General features: G+C 70.2%; 7 protein-coding genes. 6 read left to right on the top strand and 1 reads right to left on the bottom strand.

Features of this window, described 5'->3' with window-relative positions; all coding sequences use genetic code 11:
• Window positions 1–343: 343 nt before the first annotated feature.
• Window positions 344–1,930, top strand: a complete 1,587-nt coding sequence (locus tag MB1_RS24540) for an amino acid adenylation domain-containing protein (protein WP_066913683.1) — start codon at window positions 344–346, stop codon at window positions 1,928–1,930.
• A gap of 51 nt (window positions 1,931–1,981) precedes the next feature.
• On the opposite strand, the gene metH is transcribed toward MB1_RS24540, so the two are convergent.
• Window positions 1,982–5,536, bottom strand: a complete 3,555-nt coding sequence (metH, locus tag MB1_RS24535) for a methionine synthase (protein ID WP_066913681.1) — start codon at window positions 5,534–5,536, stop codon at window positions 1,982–1,984.
• 126 nt (window positions 5,537–5,662) lie between these two features.
• Between metH and MB1_RS24530 the strand changes: the two genes are divergently transcribed.
• From MB1_RS24530 to MB1_RS24510, 5 genes are all read left to right on the top strand, one after another.
• Complete coding sequence (locus tag MB1_RS24530) at window positions 5,663–6,571, top strand: PAC2 family protein (RefSeq protein ID WP_157084387.1); 909 nt, start codon at window positions 5,663–5,665, stop codon at window positions 6,569–6,571.
• A 25-nt stretch (window positions 6,572–6,596) separates the two neighbouring features.
• The gene (locus MB1_RS24525) at window positions 6,597–8,138 is read left to right on the top strand and encodes a TIGR02677 family protein (protein ID WP_369406889.1); all 1,542 of its coding nucleotides are present in this window, start codon (window positions 6,597–6,599) and stop codon (window positions 8,136–8,138) included.
• Window positions 8,135–9,655 carry a DUF2398 family protein gene (locus MB1_RS24520; RefSeq protein WP_084352645.1) on the top strand — a complete coding sequence of 507 codons (1,521 nt, stop codon included), beginning with the start codon at window positions 8,135–8,137 and terminating at the stop codon, window positions 9,653–9,655. The genes MB1_RS24525 and MB1_RS24520 overlap by 4 nt, the downstream gene beginning before the upstream one ends.
• Entirely contained in the window at window positions 9,652–13,884 is a 4,233-nt protein-coding gene (locus tag MB1_RS24515) for a TIGR02680 family protein (RefSeq protein ID WP_066913679.1), read from the top strand. Before MB1_RS24520 ends, MB1_RS24515 begins: the two co-directional genes overlap by 4 nt.
• Before the next feature lie 109 nt (window positions 13,885–13,993).
• Window positions 13,994–14,356 carry an Ohr family peroxiredoxin gene (locus tag MB1_RS24510; protein WP_066913677.1) on the top strand — a complete coding sequence of 121 codons (363 nt, stop codon included), beginning with the start codon at window positions 13,994–13,996 and terminating at the stop codon, window positions 14,354–14,356.
• Window positions 14,357–14,452 lie beyond the last annotated feature (96 nt).

The following is a 14,452-nucleotide window of genomic DNA, read 5'->3' as shown; positions in this document are numbered from 1 at the left end:
CCTTCCGAGCACCCGATGTGACGTCTCTCGAACCAACGACCGAGCGAGCGAATCAGGTCATTCATAGCTCTGCGCGCCTCAACTCGCGAGCAATGCTGCCATCTAAGACAATTCGAGGACATCACACTGGATACCACTATATTTTGCGTGGTACGGACTCCCCCACGCTGTGAGTATGCACATCGTGCTGCGTTGTGCGGCCGGCTATTTCAGCCTGCCTTGACATCAAACCTGTTCGCCAACAAGACTTGCCAAGCGGAACTTGCTCCTATTGCGACGTCGTTTCCAGATCACTCCACCCGCGACCGCCGAGCCGCGGCCCTCACACACCCGGGATGTACCCGTGAAGAGTTTCTCCTGCGACGTATCCGGCTACGGACTCTCGATTCGCACGCTGACCGATTTGTTCGATGAGGTCTCTCGGGTACATCCCGAACGACCGGCGCTCGCCGACACGGCCGGCAACAGCCTGACCTATCGACAGCTACGCGACCGCAGCGCCCGCCTGGCACGCCGAATAGCAGCGTCCGGGGCGCGTCCCGGTGAGGTGGTCGGACTGATCGCCGATCGGAGCCACGCGTCCATCATCGGTATGCTGGCCATTCTGAGAGCGGGTTGCGGATATCTGCCGCTCGACCCCACATACCCGTCGGATCGCCTCGACTTCATGGTCACCGACAGTGCGACGACGGTGATCGTCGGGCCGGCGGGATACGAGCCGCCGCGGGGACAGCTCCTGGTGGACCGCCACGAGGAGCCGGAGCTCGCGGTGGTCGAGGAGCCCGCGGCGCACGCACCGAACGACCGCCCCACGATCTCCACCGACGTGGCATACATCATCTACACATCCGGATCCACCGGAGTCCCGAAGGGCTGCGCCCTGACTCACCACAACGTCCTGTCGATGCTGGCCGGAGCCTTGCCACACTTCTCGGTGGGCGCCACCGATACGTGGACGGTCTTCCATTCCCTGTCCTTCGACTTCTCGGTCTGGGAATTGTGGGCCTGCTGGGCGAGCGCGGGGCGAGCGCTCCTTATCGACGCCGACACCGCCTCGGCGCCGAGCGCCTTGGTACGCGTTCTTCACGGGCACGATGTCACGGTGCTCAGTCAGGTGCCATCGATATTTCGTCTCGTGTCGCGGAGCATCGCGCGGCTGGGCCTGTCACCGCCGTTGCGCTACGTCGTCTTCGGTGGAGAGGCAGTCGATCTCGATATCGTCGGCGATGCGAGGTCCCGCATGGCAGAGCAGTCCGGGAAGCCACCGCGGTTCGTCAATATGTACGGAATCACCGAGATCACCGTGCACGCCACCTTCAAGGAGTTGACCCCGGAGGTACTCGCCGGCCCTTCGCGGTCGCCGATCGGAGACCCACTACCCCATCTGCGAATAGAGATTCGCGACCCGGCCGGGCGAGCGGTACCTCCCGGAGACGAGGGAGAAATGTGGATTTCTGGACCATCGGTCGCTCGCGGATATGTGAACCGAGCCGATCTGACCGCAGCCCGCTTCGTCGCCGATCCCGAAGATTCGAGCCGGGTGTGGTACCGATCCGGGGATCTCGCCCGCTGGATGCACGGCGAACTGGACTTCGTCGGCCGAGTGGACCAACAGGTGAAAGTGCGCGGATTTCGCATCGAAACCGGTGAGATCGAGGCCCACATTCGGGCTGTGGAGGGCGTCGGCGAGACGGCCGTACTCGCGAGGCCAACCCCGACGGGGGCGGTCCTGGTCGCAACGATCGTCCCGGACCCGGATCACGGTGTACCCGAGCCTGCCGGATTGCGGGCACAACTGGCCCGGCGGCTTCCGTCGTTCATGGTGCCCGACGTCGTTCTGATCGTGGACGATCTGCCCCGTACCCCGTCGGGCAAACTCGACCGCCGCGCATTGCTCGCGCTCACGACCGGACCCGACGGCGTCGAATAGGACTCGGCATCGGTTCGGCGCCGCCCTGTGGCCGGCGCCGAACCGCGCCGATCAGGTGTTGAAGTACTTCGCCTCGGGGTGGTGCAGCACGAACGCGTCGGTGGACTGCTCGGGATGCAGCTGCAACTCCTCGGACAGCTCGACGCCGATCCGGCCGGGCTCGAGCAGGTCGACCAGGGTCTTGCGGTCCTCGAGATTCGGGCAGGCGCCGTAGCCGAAGGAGTAGCGCGCGCCCCGGTAGCCGAGGGAGAAGTAGTCCTCGATCGCGTCCGGGTCGTCGGCGGCCATCGCCTGACCGTCCGGATAGATCAACTCCTCACGGACCCGGCGGTGCCAGTACTCGGCCAGCGCCTCGGTCAGCTGCACACCGATGCCGTGCACCTCGAGGTAATCGCGGTACTCGTTGGCCGCGAACATCCGGTTGGCCACCTCTGCGATCGGGGCGCCCATGGTCACCAGGTTCATCGGGAAGACGTCGACCTGGCCGCGTCGGCGCGCCTCGTCGCGCGAACGCACGAAGTCGGCGACGCAGAGGAACCGGGGTCGCTGCTGACGCGGGAACCCGAACCGGGCGATCTCCGGCGCATCGGGTTCCGGCCGCTCCAGCAGGACCACGTCGGATCCCTCGGAGACCGCCGGGAAGTAGCCGTAGACCACACCGGCGTGGCTCAGCACACCCTCGGAGGTGAGCCGGTCGAGCCAGTACCGCAGCCGCGGCCGCCCCTCGGTCTCCACCAACTCCTCGTAGGTCGGCCCGTCGCCCGCCCGGCTGCCCCGCAGTCCCCACTGGCCGAGGAATAGCGCCCGCTCGTCCAGCAACGCCGAGTAGTCGGCCACCGGAATACCGCGCACCACCCGGGTGCCCCAGAACGGCGGGTTCGGCACGTCGATATCGGCCGCGACATCGGAACGGTCCGGCACCACCACGGGAGTCTCTGCGGCCTTGCGCTTTTCCGCGATGCGCTGCGAACGTTCGTGCCGCGCCTTGCGTTCCGCCGCCTTCTGCTGGTCGGCCTCCGAAAGCACCGACACACCACCGCGTTTCGCGGTCATGATCTCGTCCATCAGGCGCAGGCCCTCGAAGGCGTCGCGCGCATAGGACACCCGGCCGTCGTAGACCTCGGTCAGGTCGTTCTCGACGTAGGCGCGGGTGAGCGCCGCCCCGCCGAGCAGCACCGGGAACCGCTGCGACATGCCCCGATCGTTGAGCTCGGAGAGGTTCTCCTTCATGATCACGGTCGACTTCACCAGCAGCCCGGACATGCCGATCGCATCGGCCTGCTTGTCGACCGCGGCGTCGATGATCGCGGCGATCGGCTGCTTGATGCCGAGGTTGACGACCTCGTAGCCGTTGTTGCTCAGGATGATGTCGACGAGGTTCTTGCCGATGTCGTGGACGTCGCCCTTGACCGTCGCCAGCACGATGCGGCCCTTGCCGCCGTCGTCGGTGCTCTCCATATGCGGCTCGAGGTGCGCGACCGCGGTCTTCATCACCTCGGCGGATTGCAGCACGAAGGGCAGCTGCATCTTGCCCGAGCCGAACAGTTCGCCGACGGTCTTCATCCCCGACAGCAGGGTGTCGTTGATGATCGACAGCGGCGGCACGGTGGTCATCGCCTCGTCGAGGTCGGCCTCGAGCCCATTGCGCTCGCCGTCGACGATGCGCCGCTCGAGCCGTTCGAACAGCGGCAGCGCCGCCATCTCCTTGGCCCGCGATTCGCGCGCCGACTTGGTCGAGACGCCGTCGAACAGCTCCATCAGCCGCTGCAGCGGGTCGTAACCCTCGGTGCGTCGGTCGTAGACCAGATCGAGCGCCACCTGGCGCTGTTCCTCCGGGATGCGCGCCATCGGCAGGATCTTCGACGGGTGCACGATCGCGGTGTCCAACCCGGCCGCGGTGCACTCGTGCAGGAAGACCGAGTTGAGCACCTGCCGGGCCGCCGGGTTCAGGCCGAAGGACACGTTGGAGATGCCGAGCACGAAATGGATCTCCGGGTGGCGGGCCCGCAGCTCGCGGATCGCGTCGATCGTTTCGATCGCGTCGCGCCGAACCTCCTCCTGCCCCGTCGAGATGGGGAAGGTCAGCGGATCGACGATGATGTCCGACTCGGCAAGTCCGTAATCGGCGGTGATGTCGGCGATCAGCCGCTCGGCGATGCGCACCTTGTGCTCGCAGGTACGCGCCTGCCCCTCCTCGTCGATCGTCAGGGCGACGACGGCTGCGCCGTGCGCCTTGACCAGGGCCATCGTGCGGCGGTAGCGAGATCCCTCGCCGTCGCCGTCCTCGAAGTTGACCGAGTTGACCGCGCAACGGCCACCGAGGTGTTCGAGCCCTGCCCGCAGGACCTCGGGCTCGGTGGAGTCGAGCATGATCGGCAGGGTCGAGGCGGTCGCCAGCTTGGCGGCCAGCACCGCCATATCCGCGGTGCCGTCACGGCCGACGTAGTCGACGTTGAGGTCCAGGACGTGGGCACCATCGCGCACCTGGTCCTTGGCGATGTCGAGGCAGCGCTGGTGGTCGCCCTCGAGCATCGCGTCGCGAAAAGCCTTCGAGCCGTTGGCGTTGGTCCGCTCACCGATCATCAGGACCGAGGCGTCCTGCTCGAAGGGCACCGAGTGGTACAGCGACGAGACGCCGTTCTCCGGCTCCGGACGCCGCGCCCCGCTCTCGAGGCCGGCGATCGCGCCGGCAACCGCGGCGATGTGCTCGGGGGTGGTGCCGCAGCAGCCGCCGACCAGCGCCAAGCCGTAGTCGGTGATGAACCCGGCCAGCGCGGCGGCCAACTCGGCCGGGGTCAGCGGGTACTCGGCGCCGTTGGGGCCGAGCTGCGGCAGGCCGGCGTTCGGCATCACCGAGACCGGGATGCGCGCGTGCCGGGACAGGTAGCGCAGGTGCTCGCTCATCTCGGCGGGGCCGGTGGCGCAGTTGAGGCCGATCATGTCGATGCCGAGCGGTTCGAGCGCGGTCAGCGCCGCGCCGATCTCGCTGCCGAGCAGCATCGTGCCGGTCGTCTCGACGGTGACGTGCACGATCAGCGGGATGCGCACCCCGTAGGTATCCATCGCGGCTTGGCTGCCCAGGATCGCCGCCTTGGCCTGCAGCAGGTCCTGGCAGGTCTCGACCAGCACCGCGTCCGCGCCCGCCTCGACCATTCCGAGGGCGGACTCCCGGTAGGCGTCGCGCAACGAGGCGAAGGGGGCGTGCCCGAGGGTGGGCAGCTTGGTGCCGGGGCCCATCGATCCGAGGACGAAGCGCGGCATCCCGTCGGCGGACGGGCCGATCTCGTCCGCGGCCTCGCGCGCCAGGCGGGTCGCCTCCCGGGACAGCTCCCGAATGCGATCGGCGATGTCGTAGTCGGAGAGATTGGACAGATTGCAGCCGAAGGTATTGGTTTCCACGGCGTCGGCGCCGGCGGCGAAGTAGGCTCGATGTATATCGCGCACCACGTCTGGCCGGGAGACGGACAGGATCTCGTTGCACCCCTCCAGGCCGAGGAAGTCGTCCAGCGACAGATCGGCCGACTGCAACATGGTGCCCATCGCTCCGTCGACGAGAACCACGCGGCGCCGGAGCGCATCGAGCAACGAAGACGACACGACAGACATGGGTAACAGACTAGTCCGCGCGTCGATAGGGTCGGGCCGTAGGCTTGTCTGGTGAGCGACGGTAACGACAACCCGGATGGTACGGACCAGGCGCGCGGTCACAGCTTCGACGATATCGAGATCGAAGTGACCGCACAGACCGCCGGTTCGGGGTCCGAGGACCCGGACGATGTGTTCGAACTACCCGAGTTGCGGGACCCGGTGCTGATCGCCGCCTTCGAGGGCTGGAACGACGCCGCGGACGCGGCGAGCGACGCGGTCGAGTATCTCGAGGGCATCTGGAACGCGACTCCCCTGGCGGAGCTCGATTCCGAGGATTACTACGACTACCAGGTCAATCGCCCCACCGTGCGGCAGGTCGACGGGGTGACCCGCGAGATCCTGTGGCCCTCGACGCGATTGTCGGTCTGTTCGCCTCCCGGCAGCAGTCGTGATGTCGTGCTCCTGCACGGGGTCGAGCCGAATATGCGGTGGCGCGGGTTCTGCGACGACCTGCTCGAGTTCGTCGAGGCGCTCGGGGTGAGCACCGTGGTAATCCTCGGGGCGCTGCTCGCCGATACCCCGCATACCCGTCCGGTGCCGGTCACCGGCAGCGCGCACAGCCTCGAGGCGGCCAAGAAGTTCAACCTCGAGCAGTCGCGGTACGAGGGGCCGACCGGGATCACCGGCGTCCTGCAGGACGAATGCGTCAAGGCCGGGGTCCCCTCGGTGTCGTTCTGGGCCGCGGTACCGCATTACGTCTCCCAACCGCCGAATCCGAAGGCCACGGTCGCGCTGCTGCAGCGCGTCGAGGAGGTCCTCGATATCGAGGTCCCGTTGGGCGAACTGCCCAATGAGGCCGAGGAGTGGGAGAAGACGGTCACCGAGATGACCGAGGACGACGAAGAGGTCACCGAGTACGTCCGCACCCTCGAGGAGCGCGGCGACGCCGAACTCGACATCTCCGAGGCGATGAACAAGATCGACGGCGATGCCTTGGCCGCGGAGTTCGAGCGGTACCTGCGCCGACGGGGTCCGGGCAAGTTCGGGATCTAGCTCTCGTGCCCCTACCCTGTCATCGGTGAGCGGTTCGAACCCGGAGGGACAGGCGGCCACCGAGCCGACGGTGGACGCCGGGCACGAGCCCGAAATCGGTCGTGACGAGCGGCGACTGCGCCTGTTCTCCTTCGCGGTCGCGGACAAGCGCGCCGACTACCTGTGGGTGCTGCGCGCCTTCGACGCCGCCCGTTCCGGCTATTTGGTGCTGCTGCGCGCGGACCGGGTGGTCGAGCTGATCGACGAGCTGTCCGACCGGCGGGTGGCGTTGACGCAGCTCGAGGTCGGCGTCCTGCTCGATCAGTTGCACCGCTGGGGTGTCCTCGAGCGCAGCTTCGACGGCAGCCGGGCGGCCACCCTGGCCGACTACCGCAACCGCCACTACGTCTACCAATTCGCCCCCGCCGGCTACGAGGCCTACCGGGCGGTCGAGCAGGTGCTGCGCGCCCGGCCCGCCGACGGCGGACTCGCCCGATCGGTGCTGCCGGAGCTGTTGGCCGACCTGGAGGCGCTCGCGGCGGCGAACGGTGCGGGCGACGGGCGCGCGGTCCACCGCCGGCTGACGTCGCTGGATCGCTCGTTGACCGAGCTGGCCGAACGGGCCGCGCACTTCTATCTGGCCCTCGCGGACCTGCTGCGCACCACCGAGGCCACCCCGGAGACCTTCCTGGCCCACAAGGATGCGTTGCTGACCCATATGCGCGACTTCACCTCCGATCTGACGCGGTTCGGATCGAAGATCGCCGACGCGATCGCGGCGGTCGAGGCCACCGGTGTCGACGCGATGCTCGGCCGGGCGGCCGATCACGACGACCGGCCGATGCTGGGTCGCGACGAGCGGATCGCCGACTGGGCGACCCGCTGGTCCGGCCTGACCCAGTGGTTCACCGCGACCGCCGGGCGCGGCGAACCCAGCGAGGCCGATCGCATGCGCGACGCCACGATCGGGGCGATCTCGACCGTGCTGGCCCTGCTGCGCCGGGTCACCGAGTCCCGCCGCGGCGGCATCAGCCGAGACTCCCAGTTGCGGCGGCTGGCGGCCTGGTTCGCCGACTGCGACACCCCGGACGCCGCCCATGCCCTCTTCGACGCCGGGTTCGGGATGGGCCGCCCACGGCACCTGTCCCTCGCCCACGACGACCCGGAGCTGGTGCCCGCGGATCGGTCCTGGTGGGCGTCGCCGGCGGTGGAGATCTCCCGAACGATGGCGGAATCGGGTCGCCCGGCCGCCGCGGGGGCACCCGCCCGCATCCCGCGGCAGGAGGCGGCGGCGCGACGGCTGCGCGACGCCCAGCGTGCGGAGGCCGCCCGACGCGCGGCGGCGGCCGCGGACCTGGTCGCCGGCGGCCTCGACGATCGGGTGCTCGACGACGAGCAGACCGAACTGCTGTTGCGGCTGCTCGATTCGGCGCTGGCCACCGGGGCTCGGGTGAGCGGTTCGACCCGCAGTTGGACCGGCTCGGAGGGCAAGGTCGTGCTGACCGTCAGCCCCTGTGAGGGGGCGACGCTGGTGCGCACCGTGCGCGGCACTCTCCGGCTGAACAACCGCCGGGTGAGCGTCCGGTGAGGACCGATATCCCGCTGTTCGAGCTCGACTCGTATCAGCGCGCCGCCCGCACGGTGCTCTCGCATCACGTGATCACCGCCGTTCACCCCGACCGTTTCGCGCTGCCACTGGTGCGGCGCTGGGCCGGCGAACTGCGCGACGACCTGCTCGAACTGTTCGGCTACCGACTGGACGTCACCGAGACGGTGGCACGGTTGCATCCGGTGATCGACCGGTTCGACGCGTCGCGGCCGGCCCGCACCCGCACCGACCGCCCCTTCGACGGGCGCCGCTACGCCTACCTCTGTCTCTTCCTGGTCGCGCTCGGCCGCGCCGGCGAGCAGATGGTGCTCAGTGAGCTGGTCGACCGGGTGGTCGACGAGGCGACGGCGATCGACGGGCTCACCCTCGATCCGGACCTGGCCGCGGACCGGCACGCGCTGGTCGACGTCGTCGGCTGGTTGGTCGATCGGGGGGCGATGACGATCGCCGACGGCGATACCGAGCATTGGGCGCGCGATCCGGGCGACGGCGAGGCGCTGTTCGATATCGACCGCGCGGTGGTCGCGGCCCTGACGCATATGGGCCGGTGGCCGGGGTCGCTGTCCGCGGCCGCGGACCTGTTGGGCGAATTCGATCCGGCGGGGGTGCCCGATCCGGAGTCCGCCCGCGGCCGCCGGGCGGCGGCCCGCGCGGTGCGCCGCGCCCTGGTGGAACGTCCGTTGGTGACCGCGGCCGAATTCGGCGATGTTCATCGCCGGTTGCTGCACGAGGGCGTGTGCGCCGAGCAGGTGGCCCGCCTGACCGGCCTGACCACCGAGGCTCGCGCCGAGGGGGTCGCGATGATCGACACCACCGGCCGGCTGTCCGACGGGCGCTTCCCGTCGACGGGCACGGTCGCGCAGGTCGCGCTGCTGTTGGCGAACGACATCGCCGAGCGGGTCCTGGACCCGCAGGACCCGCTGCCCACCGTCGAGCACGACCCGCAGCGCGGGCAACGTCGGCTGCGCGACGAATTGGACGCGGCCCTGCCGCGCGACCGGGAACCCTTTCCGGAGGCCGGCCCCGATGACGGGATCGACTCCGCCGTCGTGGAGCCGCCGACCCCGGCGGCCCTGCCGAAGGTCGACGACGGGTGGATCACCGAGACGGTCGCCGCGGTGATAGCCACCTACGGCCGCACCTTCGCCGCGCAGTGGGCCGACGATCCCGCCGGCCTGCGCGCCGCCGCGATCGATCTGCTCGAGCGGTTCGACCTGGTGATCCGGGTGCCCGGCGGCCTGCTGATCCGGCCGACGTTGGCGCGGTATCGCGGGGTGGTCGTCACCGTCCGCGATCGCGCCGCCTCGGTGCTGTTCTCCACCGGGCTGCCCGACGAACCGACCGCCGAATCCCCGGCGGTCGATGATCCGGCGGTCGACGATCCACCATCGGGCGGCCCGCCGACCGAGCCACCCGGTGGCGCATCCGCGGCAACCGACGAGCGCACCGACGACACCGACGACACCGACACCGACGACGCCGAGGAGATCGAGTGAGCAGGCAATCGGCCGAATCCCGCCGCTTCCACCCGACCCGGGCGGGGATCGTCAACCTCTGGGACTACGCCGATCAGGAGTTCTCCTTTGCCGATGGCCGCCTGGTACTGCGCGGCCCGAACGGCTCGGGCAAGACCAAGGCCCTCGAGGTGCTGTTCCCCTTCGTCCTCGACGGTCGCATCGAACCGCGACGGCTCAATCCCTTCGCCGGGGAGGAGCGCACCATGCGCTCCAATCTGTTGTACCGGCAGCAGGATTCGGCGCACGGCTATGTCTGGATAGAGTTCAGCCGCGGCCCCTCGGACGACCCGGAGTCGGTGACCGTCGGCATCGGCATGCGGGCGAGCAAGGGTACCGACAAGGTCACCCGCTGGTACTTCGTCGTCGACGGCCGGGTCGGTGTCGACTTCTCCCTGATCGGCTCCGATGACCGGCCCTTCACGCGCAAGCAACTGATCGAGGAGATCGGTGCGGACGCGGTCGTCGACCGACCGATCGACTACCGGGCGGCGATCGACGCGCGGCTGTTCGGGCTCGGCACCGAGCGATACGACCAGCTGATCACCCTGATCCTGACGCTGCGCCGCCCCCAGTTGGCGAAGAATCTCGATCCGCGCGGCCTCTCCCGCGCCCTGTCCGACGGCCTGCGCCCGCTCGACGATCAGCTGATCGCGGAGGCCGCGCGCTCCTTCAGCGATATGGAGGAGGTCGGTCGGGCGCTCGAGTCGCTGGTCCGGATCGACGCCGCCGCCGAACGATTCACCGGCATCTACCGTCGCTATCTGATGAGTCGGGCCGCCGCCGACGTCGAACGGGTCACCGCCCGTACGAGTGCGGTCGAGCATGCCCGCGTCGCGGTGCACGCCGCGCGGGCGCTCGGCGACCGGCGGGCCCGCGAACGGGCCGAGGCCGAGGAGCGGCTGGTCGTCGCCGATATCGCGCTCGACCGGGTGTTGGCGGAACGCGAAACCCTGCAGGGGTCCGCGGCCTACGAGAGCAAGCGACAGATCGACGACCTCGCCGACGCGGTGCGCCGGCTCGAGGTGTCGACCGAGCAGCAGGCACAGCGCGCCGAACGGGCCCGCTCGGCGGTGGCGCAGCGGCTCGACGACGAGCGGTTGGTGCGCGACGCGGCGAGCCGGTCGGCGGCGGACACCTCCCGCGCCGCCACCGAACTCACCGTCGCGGCCGAGGACGCCGGTATCGCCTGGACCGATCTGCCGGACGGGGTGAACAGCGACCGGATCGGACTGGCCGTCCGCGGACACGTCGAGGAGCGGGCGGGTGACCTGCGGGCGCTGCGGACCGCGGCGGCGACCGCGGAACGCGCCGCCCACGAGGTCGAGCGGGTACGGCAGGCGGCGGGCCGGTCGTCGGAACGGTTCGACCGCGCCGCCACCGACCTGGCCGCGGCCCGCGCGGAGATCGGCGTCGGCCGTTCCGGCTGGGAGGATTCCTTGCGCCGCTGGTGGACCGATCACCACGACGTCTACGCGCCGCTCGACCTGCCCGATCTGCCGGCGCGGCTGGCGGCCGCCGCGGCGACCATCGGCGATCCCGACGCTCCGCAACCGGCGCAGGTGCTCGACGAGGCGGTCACCACCGGCCGGGAAGCGTTGCGCGGCAATGTTACCCGGGAGCGCTCCGAACAGCGGGCGCTGCGCGCCGAGGCGGATCGGCTGCGCGCCGAACGGGACACCATCGCCGCCGAACACGACGACGCTCCCCCGCCGTCCCCGATTCGCGGCGCCACATCCGGAATACCGCTGTGGCGAGCGGTGCGGTTCGTCGACGGGGTCGACTCGACGGAGGCGGCCGCGATCGAGGCGGCCCTGCAGGCGGCCGATCTGCTGGACGCGGCCGTCCCCCGTACCGACGACGCCGGCACCGACGACGCCGACCCGGACACCGCGAACAACCGGTTGCGGCCGCTCGACCAACGCCGGGAGGGCCCGACCCTGGCGGACGTCCTCGAGCCGGAGGAGTCGGCGGCGATCGACGCCGACCGGGTGACCGAGATCCTGCGATCGGTGGCGCTGCTCCCCGACGCCGGACGGGCCGACGCCGTCGCGGCGGTCGGGGTGGACGGCTCCTTCGGCAACGGGATCGTCGCCGGCCGCCACGCCAAGGCTCGCGTCGAGTTCATCGGCGCGACCGCGCGCGCCGCCCGACGGTCCGCCCGATTGGCCGAGGTCGACGAACGGATCTCGCATATCGACGAACTCCTGGTCGCCCACCGCGCCGAGGAGGCACGCTGCGCCGCCGCCCTCGAGCGGCTGACCGCCGCCGGTGCGGCGCTGCCGAAGACCACCGCCATCCTGGCCGCGCAGCGCGCCGAGATGGAGGCCGCCGGGGCGCTGCGCTCGACGACCGAACACGCCGACGCGGCCACCGGTGACGTCGAGCGGGCCGTCGACGCGCATACCGCCGCCCAGCGCGCGCTGCGCTCGGTGGCGGCGAACCACCGGATCACCCTGCGCCCGTCCGGTGGCAGCAACGAGGACGGCACCGATCTCGCGCGGGCGGCCGGCGCCGCGATCGACCTGCTCTCCGCGTCGCTGCGGCACGTCGAGAACGCCGGAGCGGCGCTCGCCCGCGCCCGCGCCGATCACGAGCGCGCCCTCGAACGCGACCGCGAGGCCGCCGGGCGGGTCGAGGAGGCCCGCGCCCTGGCCGCCGAGTACCAGGAGGAAGCCGAGATCGCCCGGGCCGGCTACGACCAGCAGCGGGTCAAGCTCGAAACGCTGCGGGAGGCCCTCGGCGCGGACAGCGACCGCATCGACGCCGAACTCGATCGGGTGCGGTTGGCGATCGAGCACGCCCGCGCCGACCAGAAGACCGCCCGCCGCCTCGACCGGGAGGCCGGCGAGGCGGTCGGCGTCGCCGAGGGGGCGGCAGCGACGGCGGCGGCCGGGCTGCGCTCGGCGGTGACCGAACTGCTGACCGACGCACCCACCCTGCGGCCCTACGGCCGCACCGATATCGCGGCACTGATCGGGCTCCCGGCGGGCACGACGTGGCCCGCGGACGAGGCGGCGTGGTCGACCGTCGACCAGATCGCCTATCGGGTCGAGTCCGCGGACGGCCCGGACGATCCGATCGAGATCCTGCCCCGCGAGGCATCGGAGCTGTTGGTGGCCCTGGCGGCCGCCTCCTCGGGGGCGGCGACCTCGGAATCGGCGCTCAAGTCCGGGCGCACCGGCCTGACCACCGCGCTGCAGGAATTCGACACCGAGCTGACCGGCGCCGGCGGCGGGCACCGACTGGTCTGGGACACCGTCGACCACGTGACGGTGGTACGGATCCACGGCGACGAGGGCGCGGTGAGCATCGCCCGCTTCGCCGAGCAGATCGCGACCGCCCGCCGCGATCAGGAGGTCCTGCTGACCGAGGCCGAACGCCGCGTCCTCGAGGACGCCCTGCTGACCGGCCTGGCCCAGCAGATCCACGAACGCGTCGGCGACGCCCGCGAATTGATCACCCGGATGGGCAGCGAGATGAAGACCCGGCGGATGTCGTCGGGCGCCACCGTGGGGGTGCACTGGGTGCTCGCCGACGGTCAGTCCGAACGGGGCAAGGCGGTCGGCCGGCTGCTCGACCGGGAGGCGGCCGAACTGTCCACCGACGATCTCGCCCAGATCCGCGGCCACTTCGCCGAGGAGATCCGCTCGGCCCGCGCCGCGCATCCCGAGCAGTCGTACCGCGAGATCCTCACCGCGACATTGGATTACCGTAGGTGGCGATTCTTCGCCTTCTCGCTGATCTCGGCGGACGGCAAGGAGGAACGCCTGACGGTCGCGCGGCACAGCGCACTGTCCGGCGGTGAACAGTCGGTATCGCTGCATCTGCCGTTGTTCGCCGCCGCCCACGTGATGCTCTCCTCGGCCGACCCGCACGCCCCGCGCCTGCTCGGCCTCGACGAGGCGTTCGCGGGCGTCGACGACAACGGTCGGCGCGAATTGCTCGGGCTCAGTGTGACGTTCGACCTCGACCTGTTCATGACCGGCTACGACCTGTGGGTGACCTATGCGGAGGTGCCGGGCTGCGCGCACTACGCGTTGTCGCATTCGGCGGCCGAACACGTCGTCGACGCGGCGCTGATCGTCTGGGACGGCGGGACGCTCTGGGACGAGCCACAGACCGGTGACCTGGTGACCGCGCTCGGCTCCCCCGGCACCCGACGCGTCCTACGGCCGGTGGTCGGCGGATTGGACTTCGCACCCGCCTGACAGATCCCCGGAGCGGGACCATCATGGAGGGCGGACCCCCGTGCCGGTGGACGGCACCTCGGCCCGCCGCGGCGCCGACGTCCGGTGCCGCCGAACCGGAAGGACCACCATGGATGTTCTGTACACCGCCGAAGCCCTCTCGACCGGCGACGGCCGCAACGGCCACGGCAGCACGACCAGTGGACGCATCGACGTCGATCTGACCGCGCCGAAGGAGATGGGCGGTTCCGGTACCGGTACCAACCCGGAGGAACTCTTCGCGGTGGGATACGCCGCGTGCTTCCACAGCGCGCTGCGGATGCTCGGCAAGCAGGCCGGCGCCGATATGACCGACTCGTCGGTGGGCTCGAAGGTCTCCCTCGGCCGCACCGACACCGGCGGCTTCGGCCTGGCGGTCGAATTGGAGGTCATCCTGCCGAATGTCGAGGGCGCGGAGGCACAGAAGTTGGCGGACGCCGCCCACCAGGTGTAGGTTCCCGCCGGAGGTGTCAGTAGTGCGGCGCACGGGCCTGCGGCTTTCCAATTTCGTGTCAGTCAGGGATTCTCACGATCTTGTCGGAATCCTCAG

Origin of the sequence: Millisia brevis NBRC 105863 (assembly GCF_001552615.1) — a bacterium.
Classification (GTDB): Bacteria; Actinomycetota; Actinomycetes; order Mycobacteriales; family Mycobacteriaceae; genus Millisia; species Millisia brevis.
The sequence above is the reverse complement of the archived record's forward strand: the minus strand, read 5'-3'. Positions and strand labels throughout refer to the sequence as shown.